Genomic DNA, 15,385 nt, shown 5'->3' with positions numbered 1-15,385 from the left:
TGCGGCGCGCAAGTCCCTAGAATGACCTGCCCATGAATATCGACCTGCACGGATTCGGTCCGGCCATGATGGCCGGCACCCTGATGACCGTAAAACTGGCGCTTTGCGCCTTGCTGCTGGGCCTGGTTTTGGGCCTGCTTGGCGCCTTGGCCAAGACCTCCCCGATCAAGCCGCTGCAATGGCTTGGCGGCTTCTACTCGACCCTGGTTCGCGGCGTGCCCGAGCTGCTGTGGGTTCTGCTTATCTATTTCGGCACCGTCGGGCTGATGAACAGCCTGGGCGAAGCCCTGAACATGCCGGGCCTGGAACTCAGCGCCTTTGCCGCAGGCGTAATCGCCCTGGGCCTGTGCTTTGGCGCCTACGCCACCGAAGTGTTCCGGGGTGCCATTCTGGCGATCCCGAAGGGCCACCGTGAGGCCGGCCTGGCGCTGGGCCTGTCCAAGGGCCGCATACTGTCGCGGATCATCCTGCCGCAAATGTGGCGCATCGCCCTGCCCGGCCTTGGCAACCTGTTCATGATCCTGATGAAGGACACCGCGCTGGTGTCGGTGATCGGCCTGGAAGAAATCATGCGTCACTCGCAAATCGGCGTGACCGTGACCAAAGAGCCGTTCACCTTCTACATGGTTGCGGCTTGCATCTACCTGAGCCTGACCGTTATCGCCATGACCGGCATGCACTTCATGGAAAAACGCGCCGCTCGCGGCTTTGCGAGGGCCGAATAATGAATTGGGAAGTCATCTTCAAATGGCTGCCACGCTTGGCCGAGGGCGCGGTGCTGACCCTGGAGCTGGTGGCCATTGCCGTGGTTGCCGGGTTGATCCTGGCCATCCCGCTGGGTATCGCCCGCTCCTCGCGCCACTGGTACGTGCGCGCAGTGCCGTTCAGCTACATCTTCTTCTTCCGTGGCACGCCGCTGCTGGTGCAGCTGTTTCTGGTCTACTACGGCCTGGCGCAATTCGATGCGGTGCGCGCCAGCGCGCTGTGGCCGTACCTGCGCGATCCGTTCTGGTGCACGGTGCTGACCATGACCCTGCACACCGCCGCGTACATCGCCGAGATCCTGCGTGGTGCGCTGCAGTCCATTCCCAAGGGTGAGATTGAAGCCGCACGAGCGCTCGGCATGTCGCGTGGCAAGGCGCTGTTCTACATCATGCTGCCACGCGCTGCGCGCATCGGCCTGCCGGCGTACAGCAACGAAGTGATCCTGATGCTCAAGGCCAGCGCCCTGGCCAGTACCGTGACCCTGCTGGAACTGACCGGCATGGCCCGTACCATCATTGCCCGCACCTACCTGCCGGTGGAAATCTTCTTCGCTGCCGGGGTGTTCTACCTGGTGATCTCGTTCCTGCTGGTGCAAGGCTTCAAGCTGCTGGAGCGCTGGTTGCGGGTGGATGCCTGCCAAGGGCGCTGACATCTCCTAGCCTTCTTCGCGGGTAAACCCGCTCCTACAACAGGCCGATGCAGAACCGTTGTAGGGGCGGGTTCACCCGCGAAGAGGCCCTGAAACCCACCACACATCTCCCCCATGTCCAGCCACCTCCACAGCCCCCACCTAACCCCCCGCTTCCAGGCCCTCGACCAATTCCTGATCGAGCACCAGCAACTGTGGAAACCCCGCCCCTTCACCACCCTGCAGCTACCCTGGGAAACCACCCACCCCGAGCTGGCCGCCCACCTGCGCCACTGCTCCCTGGCAGACGCCGAAGCCGAGCACACAGCTACCCCCTTGCCCGCCCCGTTCCCACACCTGGCCCAGCAAGCCCACCAGCTATCCGCCCTCGGCAACCTCCCGGCAACCGACCTGCCGCCCGCTGCCCACCGCCTTGACGTCGCCGTCCCCGGCCGCAAATGGCAGCAGATCGAAGCCTTCGCCAGCCACTTGGCCTTCCACGACAAGCCCCGTCACTGGCTGGACTGGTGTTCCGGCAAAGGCCACCTCGGCCGCCGCCTGCTGCAACCCGGCCAACAGCTGACCTGCCTGGAATACGACGCCGAACTGGTCAACGCCGGCCAGGCCCTGAGCGCCCACCACCACCTGCCAGCGCAGCACGTACATCAGGATGTGATGGCCAGCGACAGCGCCCGTCACCTGGACGGCGAAAAGAGCGTGGTCGCCCTGCATGCCTGTGGCGACCTGCATGTGCGCCTGATGCAACTGGCCAGCCAGCAAGGTTGCCGACAACTGGCCGTGGCGCCCTGCTGCTACAACCGCATCGCGGCACAGCACTACCAGCCGTTATCCACAGCAGCGCAGGCATCAGGCCTGCAATTGTCACTGGACGACCTTGGCCTGCCCCTGAGCGAAACCGTCACCGCCGGCGCCCGCGTGCGGCGCCAGCGCGACACCTCGATGGCCCGCCGCCTGGGCTTTGACCTGCTACAACGCCAGCAGCGCCAGACTGACGAATACCTGCCGACCCCGTCGCTGCCGGTGGCTTGGCTGGAAAAGCCCTTCGAGCAATACTGCCGCGACCTGGCTGAACTGAAACAGCTTCCACTGCGCGGTAACCCGGACTGGGCAGCACTGGAAGCTGCCGGCAGGCAACGCCTGGCCGAGGTACGCAACCTGGAGCGCGTGCGCAACCTGTTCCGTCGGCCACTGGAGCTATGGCTGGTACTCGATCGCGCCCTGTTCCTCGAAGAACAAGGCTACGACGTTCAGCTGGGGTTGTTTTGCGACTATCCATTGACCCCACGCAACCTGCTAATCCTTGCCGAACGCGACCGTTAGCCGCAGCACAACCTGTGGATAACTCTGTGAACAAGCTTGTGATTATCTGTTGGTGCCAAGCGCTATTTCAAACGCCTGGCTTATTCCTGCTCGTGGGTCAAGCCCAGTAAAAACAGGCGTTTGCGCAAAGACCAGCGGCGTAGCGATCCGGCATGCCTTTCGCGCAAGACGTCAATGCTACTTGTGCATAAACATTTATTGTGGTGGGCGCAAGGGGCCCTTTCACGATCATTGTAGGAGCGGCCTTGCGTCGCGAAAGGGCTGCAAAGCAGCCCCGGCAATTTCTGCCAAAACGCCAAAACCAGGGGCCGCTGCGCGTCCCATCGCGACACAAGGCCGCTCCTACAAGGACCGCGTCAGTGCGCCTTGCCCTTGACCGAGGAATTTATGGTCATCTTCCATATCCCCCTCGCGTACCAGGTGCTTGATATAGCCCATCAGGATCGAGACATGCTCATAGGCAGCATCGACCGGGACACCGGGCTCTACGCGCAGCAGATTGAGGGATGGATTGCCGGCGGCGAGGAAGGTTTCCACGCCTGCGGTGATGATGGGTTAGGGAATATCTTTTTCCATGGCAAAACCTTATTCAGAGAATGGGGCTGCCAGAAATCTTTCTCACGGATTTAGGGTGGCAGCCGTACGCAGGGTGAGAAACCGAGTGAACAAGGAAGCCCGGCCAGGCCGAAGCCTGCCCGCGTACGACCACCATTGAGTGGTAGCGCTTATTCAAAGAAGGGTTCTCACACCCGGTCGCCAGAGCGACCCGAAAACGTTATCCGTGAGCCACTTCCCCGACAACAGCGATACTTCGGCGGCGCGCGTAGGATACTTCCGAAGCGTCCAAACCCTGAAGCTTTCAGCCCCCAGGTTCAGAATCTTCGTACGGCTGTCGGCCCCTTCGCGGGTAAACCCGCTCCCACAGCGCCCACACAAATTTCAGCCTGTAGAGGCCCATGTAGGAGCGGGTTCACCCGCGAAGAGGCCCCACCAGCCAACACAAGGCTAATGCCCAGCCCCCGCAACGGTGTATCATCCACCCCCCAAATCATTAAAAAGCGAGTCGCGCGCTGCCTACCAGCCCTGCGACCTTCTGGCGTTGCGCCAGATTCGACACTGGACCCACACCGTGACCCAAGCCAAGCCCCTCGCCCTGCTGACCTTCGCCCTGGCCCTGACCGCCTGCGCCAGCCACCCAGCGCCCCACCCCAGCAGCAACCTCGGCTGGAACCACCCCGGCATGCAACTGGGCGGCGACAACGGTCTGCCCCTGCGCACCGAAACCCCGTGCCGCAAGCGCGGCTGCGACAACGACAAGCTGATTTTCAACCCGGGCAAAAGCGAGCCAAACGTCAACACCCTCCACCGCGGCTGGTAAGAAAATTCTTCTTTTGGGCCGGTGACTTAGCTCTTTTGCGAACATTCGCAACGAAGTGGTTTACAGGCGCCAAACGATCGCTATAATGACGCCCCATTGCCGGTATAGCTCAGATGGTAGAGCAACTGACTTGTAATCAGTAGGTCCCGGGTTCGATTCCTGGTGCCGGCACCATACGCAGTACTCAAAAGGCTCACCGAAAGGTGGGCCTTTTTTGTTTTCGGCATTGCAAATCACCCTCGACCCCACCTGGCTCGTGCTTGAGCAAACATATCAAAACCAACGTGATCGGTGCGGGGCCGGCTGTCATGTGGTGCCTACTCTGGCCTCATCGCCGGCAAGCCAGCTCCCGAAGAACAACATATGACTCATTGATTTAGCAGGGACCTGTGGGAGCGGGTTTAACCGCGAATGCGATGCTGAAATTACCGCCGCATTCGCGGGTGAACCCGCTCCCACAAGGTCTGCTACAAGCTTGCTGGCTTTGTTCTCTGCCCGACAGTGCAGCCTGAAGGCCTAAGTGATCTCCCACAGGAACTGTACAAAGCCCAAGGTCGATGCGGTCGGTATAGGAGCTGGCTTGCCTGCGATGGGCTGCGCAGCAGCCCCAGCAATCCCAAGGAAGACCTCGAACGGCAGATGAGTCACAAGGAACGCAACAACGTGCGGGCCACTTATACCCACAAGGCCGAGTTCCTCGAAGAGCGCCGGATGATCATGACCTGGTGAGCCGGTTAGCTTCAAACCCGGCATTTCGTGGATGAGCATTATTTGCCGAGCGGCTACACGAAACTGAAAAACAATAAACCAGAGCGTGTGGCAAATTGAGATTCCATCATTAGGAAAGCTGATGTCGGTCAAGCCGAATATTCTGGTGGTGCTTCGCGGGTAAACCCGCTCCTACACTTGGCAGTGTCAGGTCAAAACGCGGTGCTCACCGTCAACGACAGGTTACGCGGATCGCCGTAGATGCCACCGGCATAGAACCCGTACTGGGTGTAGTAGTGCTTGTCGAACAGGTTGTTGGCGTTAAGGGTGACGCTGACGTCATCGGTTACCTGGTACTTGGCCATGGCATTCCAGATGGCATAACCGGACCAGTTCACGTCAGTAGCACCGTTGCTCACGCCGTTGGTGGGCTGGCCTGCCGGGCTGGAAATCGCGCGGATGTTGCTTTGCGCCGTCACGCCGGCACCTACGGTCAGGCGGTCGAGCGGGCCGCTAAGGCGGTAGGTGGTCGAGGCCTTGAACAGGTGCGACGGGTCGCTGCGGCCGTCGCTGTCGATGCGGCGGAAGTGCAGGTAGGTGTAGCCGGCGTATACGTTCCAGTTAGGGGTCAAGGCGCCGGCGACTTCCAGGTCGATACCGTCGGTTTCCACGCCGGAACCTGCCTTGTAGGCGCTGGCACCGGTTGGCGTGGTCAGGTCGCCATCGAGCACGGCCTTGTTTTCCTGCTTGGTGCGGAAGTACGCCGCCGAGGCGTTCAGGCGGCCGTCGAACCACTCGCCCTTGACCCCGGTCTCGTAACTTTGCCCACGAATCGGCTCTACCTTGCTGCCGCTCACGGTTTCCGACGTTTGCGGGGTGAAGATATCGGTGTAGCTGGCGTACAGCGAGTAGTTGTCGTTGAGGTCGTACACCGCACCCAGGTACGGGGTGACAATGCCGTTCTCTTCCTGGCTGCTGCGCTCACCGGCCACGCTGCGGGTAACCGACGAATAATTGCTGGTGCGCACGCCGACAATCACCGACAACGGGTCGGTAATGCTCAGGCGAGTGGCGGCATACATGCCCTGCAGGCGGGTGGTGGTCTTGCTGTGCAGGCCGGTACGTGAGGCGATGATGTCGTAGTCGTCATCCACGCCATTGTGCCAGTTGCTGACCGGGAAGCCGTTGTTGGCGCGGAACTGGCAGCCCAGTGCGGGCGCGCTGGCCATGCCGTCGCCAACCATGGTGCAGGTGTATTGCGGCGACCAGCCCACGGTGCGGCTGTCGTTGTAGCCGACCATCGCCTGGTGGGTGCGGCCGAACAGCTGGAACGGGCCGGACAGGTCGATCTGCGCCGACTGCTGGGTGGTGTCGCTGGAGCTGTGCAGGCCGTTCAGCACCGCGCCGCTGCCGTCCTGGTCCCAATAGCCGCCATAGGTACCGCGCCCTGCCGAGTTGACCTTGGCCAAGCCACGGTGGTTGAGGGCTTCGGTGGTGGCCTGGGACGCTTTCAGGTCCAGCGTCCAGTCGTTGTCGAAGCGGTGCTCCAGCGAGCCGAAGGCGGTACGGGTGGTGTACTCGCCGAAGCTCCAGCTGGGCACCACGTTGGTGCTGCGTGGCAGGTCGGTCTTGCTGCCGTCGCGGTACCACAGCGGGATATTCGCACCCCAACCGCCACCGACCACCTTGTTGTATTCGTACTGGTAGCCGGCACCGAGAGTGGTGGCGTCGTCCAGGTCGAACTGGAAATTGGCCAGCGCGGCGCGGGAACGCTCGGACTGGTTGTCGCGGAACGAGTTGGCGTCCTGCTGGGTCATCACGAAGCGCGAGCGCAGGCGGCCATCTTCGGACAGCGGCAAGTTCAGGTCAGCGCCCAGGCGGCGCTTGTCCCAGCTGCCATAGGTGGCGTAGGCACTGCCACCGAAGGTTTTGGTCGGTGCCTTGCGGATCAGGTTGACGGTGGCCGAGGGGTCGCCGGTGCCGCCCAGCAGGCCGTTGGCACCACGCACGATGTCGATGCGCTCGTACAGGTCCATGTTCAGCGCGTTGCCGCTGCCGCTGAAGTCGGAACCGCCTTGGGTCTGCAGGCCATCGACCTTCCAGTTGCTGATCGAGTAGCCACGGGCACGGTAGTCGGTACGCCCGCCCACCTCGGACTTGTTGGCGGTAACACCCGGCGTGGTTTCCAGCGCCTGCTCGATGGTGTGGATGCCGCGGTCTTCCATCTGTTGGCGGGTGATGGTGGTGACCGACTGCGGCGTCTGCCGCGGGGTCAGGTTCAGGCCGGTGGAACTGCGGGTGCTTTCGACGGTGTAGCCGATCTGGCCGGTATCGTCAGCAGACAGCAAGGCGCTGTCTTCGATCTGCGTGGCATCAAGCTCCAGCGGCTTGCTGTCTGCCGCCATGGCACCGCCACTGATGGCGACCGCAACGCAGAAGGCGAGTGGCTTGAGGCGGCTACCGCCTCGGGTGACATAGGTGGACGTGTTCGAGGTACTGGTGAAGTTCATTTGGGAAGGCTTCGTATTTGCAGTTGATTTTTTGTTAGGATTCTAGGGATCGGCCCTCCCGGCTCCAGACCCCACATGTACGGGGATGTAATTGAACGTAATGAGCGCCACCGGCCCTCACCCGACAGGTGTTTTTCCGCATGAGCACGACCCTGCTGGTCGTCGACGATGACGACGAGATCCGCGAACTTCTTTGTGATTACCTGGCAGACGCCGGCTACAACGTGCTGGCCGCCGCCGACGGGGAGCAGATGCGTGAGCAACTGGCCCGGCACAAGGTGGAGCTGGTGGTGCTCGACCTGATGCTGCCTGGCGAGGACGGCCTGAGCCTGTGTCGCCAGTTGCAGGCCACCCCCGGGCTGGCGGTGATCATGTTGTCGGCCAAGGGCAGCACGCTGGACCGCATCATCGGCCTGGAAGTGGGTGCCGACGACTACTTGGCCAAGCCCTTCGAGCCACGCGAGCTAATTGCCCGGATCAAGGCCGTGCTGCGCCGCCCGCAGCGCCTGGATACCCCCACCGCAGAACCCGTGGCGGTCGATGCGCAGCTGTTCGCAGGCTTTCGCCTGGAACATATCAAGCGCCTGCTCACCCGCCCCGATGGCCAGACCCTGACCCTGCCGCGCTCCGATTACCGGGTACTGCGCGAACTGCTGGAAGCCAACAACCGCGTGGTCTCCCGCGACCAGCTGACGCGCAGTGCGTTCGGCCGCGATCACCTGCCCGATGACCGCTCGGTGGACATGTGCGTCAGCCGCCTGCGCCAACACCTGCGCCGCGCACCCGCAGGCGCCGCGCAAATCCTCACCATCCGCAACGAAGGCTACCTGCTGACTATCGACCACCACGAGGCCGATGCCTGAGATGCGATGGCTTCGCCGGCTGTGGCCGCACACCTTGTTTGGCCAGTTGCTGCTGATCATGGTCAGCGGCACGCTGGTGATCCAGTTGATGTCGAGCAGCATCTGGTTCGATGTGCGCTTTGCCCAGGTGCTCGAAGCCCCGGTGCGGCTGATCGCTGCGCGCAGTGCACCGCTGATTGCCCAGGCCGACTGCCACGCCGGAACGCTGCAGCTGCCAGCCCACTATCAACTGCGCTGCGCCGAAAGCCTGCCCACGCCGCAGCACGACGAGCGTCGTGGTCGCAGGCGCGTTGAATTGCTGTTGCAGCAGGCCCTCAAGTACGAACTGGGGCATGCCCAGGAGGTGCGCCTGATAAAGGTGCAACTGACCGACGAACTGGGCCAGCCGATTGTCTGGCGTAGCCTGTTCGGCCTGCGCACGGCGCAGGCTCATATCCAGTTCGCGGTGCCGATGGCCGATGGCCACTGGCTGACCATCGATGGCCAGGAGCTGCAAGGCTGGAGCGGTGAATCGGCTTGGGTACTGATCAGTGATTACCTGTTGCGGGTGTATGCCCTGCGGATTGTCGCGGTATTGCTGGTGTGCCTGATTGCCGTACGCCTGTGCCTGCGCCCGTTGCGGCGCCTGGCCGATGCGGCACGTGGCCTGGGCGGCAACCTTGAGCAGCCGCCGCTGGCGCTGGATGGCCCGCAGGAAGTACGCCAGGCGGCCCAGGCATTCAACGCCATGCAGCAGCGGCTGATTGCCATGGTCAACGACAAGGCCTACTTCCTCGCCGCCGTGTCCCACGACCTGCGCACCCCGCTGACCCGCATGCGCCTGCGCCTGGAGCGCCTGCCCGACGACGAGCACCGCCAGCGCCTGCGGCAGAACATCACGCAGATGGACGACATGATCGGCCAGGTGCTCGATTACCTGCGCGCAGGTGAGCAGCAGAATTTGCAGCAGGTAGACCTGGACCGGCTGGTGGCACGCCAGTGCGCGGAATTGGCCACCGCCGAAGAGCCATTACCGGTGCACGGCCAGGCGGGCAGCTTGCGGGTCGATGCGTTGCTGTTGCAACGCTGCCTGCAGAACTTGCTGGTCAATGCGTTGCGCTATGCCAGGGATGTTTCGGTCACACTGGAGCGGGCCACCACGGGGGTGTTCATCCATATCGATGACCGCGGGCCGGGGATTGCACCCGGTTTGCTGGCGACCATTACCGACCCGTTCGTGCGTGGTGAAGGGTCGCGCAACCAGGCGTCCGGGGGGTATGGGCTGGGGTTGAGCATTGTCCAGCGGATTGCTACCAGCCATGGCGGTGAACTGATGCTGACGAACCGCGAAGGGGGCGGCTTGCGGGTTAGCGTATTGCTGCCCCGTTAAGCCTTTGCGCGATCCCCTGTAGGACCGCGCGCGGGCTTCAAGGCATTGTGAAGGCTTGGAAATAGATATTCACGTAACAGTCTTTTACCGTTTACCCAGGTTTTCCCCTCCCCGCCTTTGCCTATCCTATGCCCGGTCATCCTGCCTGCGATGGACCCATGAAACACTCTCTACCCAGCCGCTATGCCTGCCTCGTTACCTGCCTCGTATTCACCTTCGCCAGCCTGCCGCTGCTGCCCCAGCATGCCTGGCTGTGGCCGCTAACGCTGATCACTGCATTGCTCAGCCTGGTTGGCCTTAATGACCTGCGCCAAAGCCACCATGCCGTGCGGCGCAACTATCCGATCCTGGGCAACATCCGCTACCTGATCGAAACCATCCGCCCGGAAATCCGTCAGTACCTGATCGAAGGCGACGACGACAAGCTGCCGTTCTCTCGCTCGCAACGCTCGCTGGTCTACGCCCGCGCCAAAAACGAAAGCGCCGAGAAAGCCTTCGGCACGCTCAACGACGCCTACAAGCCCGGCTTCGAGTTCATCAGCCATTCCATGCTGCCGGTGGCCACGCCAGACCCTGCCTCGTTCCGTATCGCCATTGGCGGGCCGCAATGCCGCCAGCCCTACTCGGCTTCGATCTTCAACATCTCAGCCATGAGTTTCGGCGCCCTCAGCGCCAACGCCATCGCCGCCCTCAACCGCGGCGCCCGCATGGGCCGCTTTGCCCATGACACCGGTGAAGGCAGCATCAGCCCTTACCACCGCGAACACGGCGGCGACCTGATCTGGGAAATCGGCAGTGGCTACTTCGGCTGCCGCACCGAGGACGGCCGCTTCGACCCGCAGCGCTTTGCCGAACAGGCGCGCTCGCCGCAGGTGAGGATGATCGAGATCAAGCTCAGTCAGGGTGCCAAGCCGGGCCACGGCGGCATTCTGCCGGGGCATAAGGTCAGCCCCGAAATTGCCCAGACCCGTGGCGTGCGTGTGGGTGAGGACTGCATCTCACCGGCTGCGCACAGTGCCTTCCGCACACCGGTCGAATTACTGCAGTTCGTTGCCAGCCTGCGCGAGCTGTCAGGCGGCAAGCCGGTGGGCTTCAAGTTCTGCCTGGGCCACCCGTGGGAGTTCATGGGCATAGCCAAGGCCATGCTGGCCACCGGCATCACCCCGGACTTCATCGTGGTCGACGGCAAGGAAGGCGGCACCGGCGCAGCGCCGCGAGAGTTCAGCGACAACATGGGCGTACCGATGCGCGAAGGCCTGATGTTCGTCCACAGCACCCTGGTCGGCCTGAACCTGCGCTCGAGTATCCGCATTGGCGCGGCGGGCAAGATTGTCAGTGCCTTCGACATTGCCAGCGTGCTGGCCATCGGCGCGGACTGGGTCAACTCGGCGCGCGGCTTCATGTTCGCCATTGGCTGCATTCAGTCGCAGAGCTGCCACACCAACAAGTGCCCGACCGGCGTGGCCACGCAAGACCCATTGCGCCAGCGGGCGCTGGTAGTGCCAGACAAGGCTGAACGGGTTGCCAGCTTCCATCGCAATACGTTGCACGCGTTGGCCGAAATGCTGGCCGCTGCAGGCCTGGAGCACCCGTCCGAGCTCAAGCCCAAGCACCTGGCACGGCGTATCAGCCCCAGCGAGATCGGCTTGTTTTCGGACTTGCACACGTTCCTCAAGCCGGGCGAATTGCTCAGTGGCTCGATTGAAAGCGAGTTTTATGCGCGGATGTGGCGGATGGCGCGTAGTAACAGCTTTGCCCCGGAGACAGGCGAGGGAGAGGTGAAGGTGGCAGAGGTGCGCCGTAGGGCAGTGGAACCGGCGTAAAGGCAGGGGCCGCGTTGCGGCCCATCGCGACACAAGGCCGCTCCTACAGGGGATTTCATTCTCTTGTAGGAGCGGCCTTGCGTCGCGATGGGCTGCAAAGCAGCCCCCTTAGGCCATCAGATCAGAATCAGAAGATGCTGATCGGGTACTCGACGAATACGCGGACTTCGTTGCCGTCGTCGTTGTAACCGTTCTGCTGCACGGCGTTGTTGGTACGCACGAACGAGCTACGCAGCTTGATCGACAGGTCCTTGGCCGGGCCGTCCTGCACCACGTAACGTACCTGGTTGAAGATCTCGCGCTCTTTACCTTCGCCGAAGCCCTGCGGGTTGGCATTGTTGCGGGTGTTGATGTTGTCACCCACCACATAGGCCAGCTTGTAGGTCAGGCCAGGGATGCCGTAGGCACCGAAGTCCAGGCCGTAGCCCAGCTGCCAGGAGCGCTCGTCTTCGGCGTTGAAGTCGGACCAGTACGAGTTGGCCAGGTAGATGGTCGAACCACCGTCACCCACGCCACCCTGGTTCTGGTACCAGCCGTAGTTGTAGCCGGTGCTGCCAGTGCTGCGCTGGTGAGCGAGGGTGAACGAGTGCGCACCGTACGCATAGGTAGCCGCCAGGCTCCAGATGGTGTTGGAGTCGCCGTTCAGGCCTGCAGCCTTGACGTACTTGTTGTTGATGTCCGACTTGTAGCCGTTGAAGTCCAGGGTCAGGGACTGGTCGCTGGCAATCGGGAAGACGTAGTTCAAGCCCAGGTAGTGCTTGCGCATCACGTCTTCGTTGTCTGCGGTGTACAACGAACCGCTGAAGTTGTCAGTGAACTTGTAGCTACCACCAAGTACGTTGATCGACTTCAGGCCACCGCCGTCACGGCGCTCGGCGCTCTTGCGCGCTTCCTGGGTGAAGCGGCCGGCGTTCAGTTCCAAGCCCTGGATCTCCTTCGAGGTGATCAGGGTACCGGTGAAGCTTTCTGGCAGCAGACGCGCGTCGTCGTACTGCAGCACTGGCAGTGCTGGCATCTGGTCACCGTACTTGAGCACGGTGTTGGAGATGCGGAACTTCACGGCGGCGCCGCCACGGGCCAGGTTGTGCGGCGAGCTGGCGTTGCCGTCGGCATTGGTGGTTTCGTGCGGCTTGAAGAAGTCGACACCCGCGCCACCGTTGTGGCCCTTGCCGCCATCAAGGCGCAGGGCGTACAGGCCGAACGCGTCGACACCGACGCCGACAGTGCCCTGGGTGAAGCCAGAGGAGAAGTTGCCGATGACAGCCTGGCCCCATTCGATCTGGTCGTCGGTGCCGTGCTTCTTGTCACGGTTGATGTAGGCGTTGCGCAGAAGGACGTTGGCGTGGCTGTCCTCGATGAAGCCCTTGCTTTCGGCCTGGTCATTGGCCTGTGCCTGGGTCGCGGCGATCATCGCCAAGGCGACCAGGCTGATCCTGGTTTTCAACATGTTGTTTTCCTTATTTCTTAATCAAAAACGCTCTGCAATATGACGCCAGGAACCAACGCCCCTTCGTAGGTTCGACGCTATGCGGATCCAGACTTGAAGGCCTGCCGGTAACTGCACGGCGGCCTCTGGCAGCAGCATGGCCAAAGGTATTGGCCAGCAGGCGTTGGCCGAATCCTAGCCGTGTGCGATTACAAATGTCAAAAACTCGTGAAATGCAGGTTGATATAACCAAAATCACCGGCGTGTCTGGTGCATTTCCATGTAGGTTTGCGCTATCAGCGGGCAATTTATCTTGTGTAAGAAATAGCCTTTTGATCGAACGGACAATTTTCCTGTGCGCACCCGTCTGCGCCGGTGGCCGTTACAAAGGGATACATATGTAAAGACAACCCTTTACAAATAGCCAAGCAAGAGCAAATAACAAGCATTACCATTCGCACCTCTTTTCTGTCTTCCCGGTCCGGATGTTTCCATGCTTGTACCCTGCCGCCTTTCACCCCTGACGCTTGGCCTGTCGCTGCTGTTCAGCGCCACCCTGGCCAGTGCCGCCACCACCACCTTGCCTGAGCTATCGGTAACCGCCGACAGCGAGCGCGAAAAGGACAACCCGCAGGTCAAGGAAGTGAGCACAGCCACCCGCACCTCGACGCCTTTGCGGTATGTACCCCAGGCCATCGACACGGTGAAGACTGTCAATGTGCTGGACTACGGCAACAACACCCTGGGCAAGGCGCTGGAGGGCATTCCCAACGTCAGCAGCGGCGCCGATACCCGCTTCGACAGCGTGCGCATTCGCGGCTTCGAGGCCAGCAACGACTTCTACCTGGACGGCATTCGCGACGACAGCCAGTACATCCGTGACCTGCACAACATCGAGCGGGTCGAGGTGCTGAAGGGCCCGGCTGCGGTGCTGTATGGCCGCGGCAGCCAGGGCGGTCTCGTCAACCGGGTGAGCAAGGCACCGGAGCATGGCCGCCGCTCGAGCATCGAGGCACAGGCCGGCAGCGAAGACCTGCGCAGCCTGTATGCCGACCTCAGCGCCGACCCTAGCGACACGGTCAGCCTGCGCCTGAACATGGGCAACCAGGACAACAACAGCTTCCGCGACGGCATCGACGGCAGCCGCCAGTTGTTCGCCCCATCGGTCAGTTGGCAGATCAACCCCGACCTGAACTGGCTGGTGCAATACGAATACAGCCGCTACAACCGCACCCCGGACCGCGGCATCCCCGGGGTCAACGGCCGCCCGGCCGACGTCAGCCGCAGCACCACCTATGGCGACCAGCGCGACTACATTGACGACCGCGCCCAGTCGCTGCGCTCGCGCCTGAACTACCAGCTGAACGAAACCTGGCAGCTGCGCCATACCCTGGGCCTGTTCAAGCTCGACAGCGAGTTCGACAACACCTATGTCGTAGGCTACAACGCCGACACCAATATCCTGACCCGCCAGCGCTGGCAGCAGGACCTGAACACCCGCAACCTGTTCAACAACCTGGAGGCCGAGGGCGACTTCGATACCTTGGGCCTGGAGCACAAGCTGTTACTGGGCCTGGAGTTCGGCAACCAGAAGCGTGACCCGGTGTTGTACCGCGCGCCAGAGCAGCGGCTGTCAGGCCTGGGTAAACCCGGTCGCGACCAGCAACACCCTGGCATACCGGCATTGTTCAGTGACAGCCACACCGTGGTCGACAGCCGTGGCCTTTACCTGCAAGACCAGATCCGTCTGAACGATCAGTGGCAGATCCTTGCCGGCGTGCGCTTCGACCAGTTCGAAGTGGAAAGCACAAACAACCTGCGCAACCTGTCCGAGAAACAGGACAGCAATAGCACCAGCCCGCGCCTGGGCGTGATCTACACACCGTGGCGCGACCATTCGTTCTACGCCTCGTGGAGCAAGACGTTCTCGCCGGTGGGCGGCGGCCTGATCGGCATCACCCCTGGGGCAACGGGCAACGCCAACGAAACCAAGCCGGAAGAAACCCGGCAGAAGGAAATCGGCGTGAAAAGCGACTGGCTCGACCAGCGCCTGACCACCACCCTGGCCATCTACGAGCTGGAGTTGTACAACCGCCGTACCCGCGACCCGATAATCCCGGAAAACATACTGCTGAGTGGCTTGCAGCGCTCACGCGGCATCGAGCTAACGGCTACCGGCAATATCGTCGGCAACTGGTATGTGCGCGGCGGCATCGGCCTGCAGGACGCCACCATCGTCAAGGACAACAACGGCCAGGAAGGCAACCGCATCAATGACGTGGCCAAGCGCAACGCCAGTCTGTTCGTGACCTGGAAGCCGGAGCTGGGCTGGTATGCCGAAACCGGCCTGACCCTGGTGGGTGAGCGTTATGCGGACAACCAGAACACAACGGTGTTGCCGGGGTATGGCCGTTGGGATGCGCTGGCGGGGTACCGCACCCATGACTGGGATGTGCGGGCGGCGTTGAGCAACATTGCCGACAAAACCTACTACAGCTCGGCGACCAGTGCGGCGCAGATCCAGGTAGGCGACCCGCGTAGCCTGGTGGTGACGGGTAGTTACAGCTTCTGATA

General features: G+C 62.2%; 10 protein-coding genes, 1 tRNA gene and 1 pseudogene. 9 read left to right on the top strand and 3 right to left on the bottom strand.

The features are described 5' to 3' along the window. Positions 1–32: 32 nt before the first annotated feature. From ACIP02_RS12325 to ACIP02_RS12315, 3 genes are all read left to right on the top strand, one after another. Entirely contained in the window at positions 33–725 is a 693-nt protein-coding gene (locus ACIP02_RS12325; protein ID WP_201203345.1) for an ABC transporter permease, read from the top strand. Continuing rightward, positions 725–1,414 (top strand): ABC transporter permease, encoded by a 690-nt coding sequence (locus tag ACIP02_RS12320; protein WP_400616783.1) that lies wholly within the window; start codon positions 725–727, stop codon positions 1,412–1,414. Before ACIP02_RS12325 ends, ACIP02_RS12320 begins: the two co-directional genes overlap by 1 nt. A gap of 114 nt (positions 1,415–1,528) precedes the next feature. After that, the gene (locus ACIP02_RS12315; RefSeq protein ID WP_400616780.1) at positions 1,529–2,734 is read left to right on the top strand and encodes a methyltransferase; all 1,206 of its coding nucleotides are present in this window, start codon (positions 1,529–1,531) and stop codon (positions 2,732–2,734) included. 375 nt (positions 2,735–3,109) lie between these two features. Here ACIP02_RS12315 and ACIP02_RS12310 read toward each other — a convergent pair. Then, positions 3,110–3,286: pseudogene (locus tag ACIP02_RS12310) on the bottom strand (DUF3077 domain-containing protein); the annotation flags it as partial. Between the two features lie 577 nt (positions 3,287–3,863). On the opposite strand from ACIP02_RS12310, the gene ACIP02_RS12305 reads away from it, so the two are divergent. Together ACIP02_RS12305 and ACIP02_RS12300 are read left to right on the top strand one after the other, a co-directional pair. Beyond that, positions 3,864–4,112: a hypothetical protein gene (locus ACIP02_RS12305; protein WP_400616777.1), complete on the top strand. Its 249-nt coding sequence runs from the start codon at positions 3,864–3,866 to the stop codon at positions 4,110–4,112. 98 nt (positions 4,113–4,210) lie between these two features. After that, positions 4,211–4,286: transfer RNA gene (locus ACIP02_RS12300), tRNA-Thr, on the top strand. 746 nt (positions 4,287–5,032) lie between these two features. Here the strand turns inward: ACIP02_RS12300 and ACIP02_RS12295 are convergent. Further along, positions 5,033–7,330, bottom strand: a complete 2,298-nt coding sequence (locus ACIP02_RS12295; protein ID WP_400616774.1) for a TonB-dependent siderophore receptor — start codon at positions 7,328–7,330, stop codon at positions 5,033–5,035. A 140-nt stretch (positions 7,331–7,470) separates the two neighbouring features. Here ACIP02_RS12295 and ACIP02_RS12290 point away from each other — a divergent pair, with 140 nt between their 5' ends. The 3 genes from ACIP02_RS12290 (at position 7,471) to ACIP02_RS12280 (ending at position 11,385) form a co-directional block, all read left to right on the top strand. Continuing rightward, on the top strand, positions 7,471–8,193 hold the full coding sequence (locus ACIP02_RS12290) for a response regulator (RefSeq protein WP_400616771.1): 723 nt from the start codon (positions 7,471–7,473) through the stop codon (positions 8,191–8,193). A 1-nt stretch (position 8,194) separates the two neighbouring features. After that, positions 8,195–9,562, top strand: a complete 1,368-nt coding sequence (locus tag ACIP02_RS12285; protein WP_400617104.1) for an ATP-binding protein — start codon at positions 8,195–8,197, stop codon at positions 9,560–9,562. A 158-nt stretch (positions 9,563–9,720) separates the two neighbouring features. Beyond that, positions 9,721–11,385 carry an FMN-binding glutamate synthase family protein gene (locus tag ACIP02_RS12280; RefSeq protein WP_400616768.1) on the top strand — a complete coding sequence of 555 codons (1,665 nt, stop codon included), beginning with the start codon at positions 9,721–9,723 and terminating at the stop codon, positions 11,383–11,385. Between the two features lie 127 nt (positions 11,386–11,512). Here the strand turns inward: ACIP02_RS12280 and ACIP02_RS12275 are convergent, their stop codons facing one another. After that, entirely contained in the window at positions 11,513–12,832 is a 1,320-nt protein-coding gene (locus ACIP02_RS12275) for an OprD family porin (protein ID WP_400616765.1), read from the bottom strand. A gap of 472 nt (positions 12,833–13,304) precedes the next feature. On the opposite strand from ACIP02_RS12275, the gene ACIP02_RS12270 reads away from it, so the two are divergent. Continuing rightward, positions 13,305–15,383: a TonB-dependent receptor gene (locus tag ACIP02_RS12270; protein ID WP_400616763.1), complete on the top strand. Its 2,079-nt coding sequence runs from the start codon at positions 13,305–13,307 to the stop codon at positions 15,381–15,383. Positions 15,384–15,385 lie beyond the last annotated feature (2 nt).

Origin of the sequence: Pseudomonas sp. NPDC089408 (assembly GCF_044749445.1) — a bacterium.
In the GTDB taxonomy this organism is placed as follows: domain Bacteria; phylum Pseudomonadota; class Gammaproteobacteria; order Pseudomonadales; family Pseudomonadaceae; genus Aquipseudomonas.
This window is presented reverse-complemented; position numbering and strand designations above follow the sequence as displayed.

Excerpts from the sequence above, each read along its gene's own strand:
- ACIP02_RS12320 (WP_400616783.1), top strand. The coding sequence starts at position 725 with ATGAATTGGGAAGTCATCTTCAAATGGCTGCCACGCTTGGCCGAGGGC.
- ACIP02_RS12270 (WP_400616763.1), top strand. The coding sequence starts at position 13,305 with ATGCTTGTACCCTGCCGCCTTTCACCCCTGACGCTTGGCCTGTCGCTG.
- ACIP02_RS12315 (WP_400616780.1), top strand. The coding sequence starts at position 1,529 with ATGTCCAGCCACCTCCACAGCCCCCACCTAACCCCCCGCTTCCAGGCC.
- ACIP02_RS12285 (WP_400617104.1), top strand. The coding sequence starts at position 8,195 with ATGCGATGGCTTCGCCGGCTGTGGCCGCACACCTTGTTTGGCCAGTTG.
- ACIP02_RS12295 (WP_400616774.1), bottom strand. The coding sequence starts at position 7,330 with ATGAACTTCACCAGTACCTCGAACACGTCCACCTATGTCACCCGAGGC.
- ACIP02_RS12275 (WP_400616765.1), bottom strand. The coding sequence starts at position 12,832 with ATGTTGAAAACCAGGATCAGCCTGGTCGCCTTGGCGATGATCGCCGCG.
- ACIP02_RS12280 (WP_400616768.1), top strand. The coding sequence starts at position 9,721 with ATGAAACACTCTCTACCCAGCCGCTATGCCTGCCTCGTTACCTGCCTC.
- ACIP02_RS12290 (WP_400616771.1), top strand. The coding sequence starts at position 7,471 with ATGAGCACGACCCTGCTGGTCGTCGACGATGACGACGAGATCCGCGAA.
- ACIP02_RS12325 (WP_201203345.1), top strand. The coding sequence starts at position 33 with ATGAATATCGACCTGCACGGATTCGGTCCGGCCATGATGGCCGGCACC.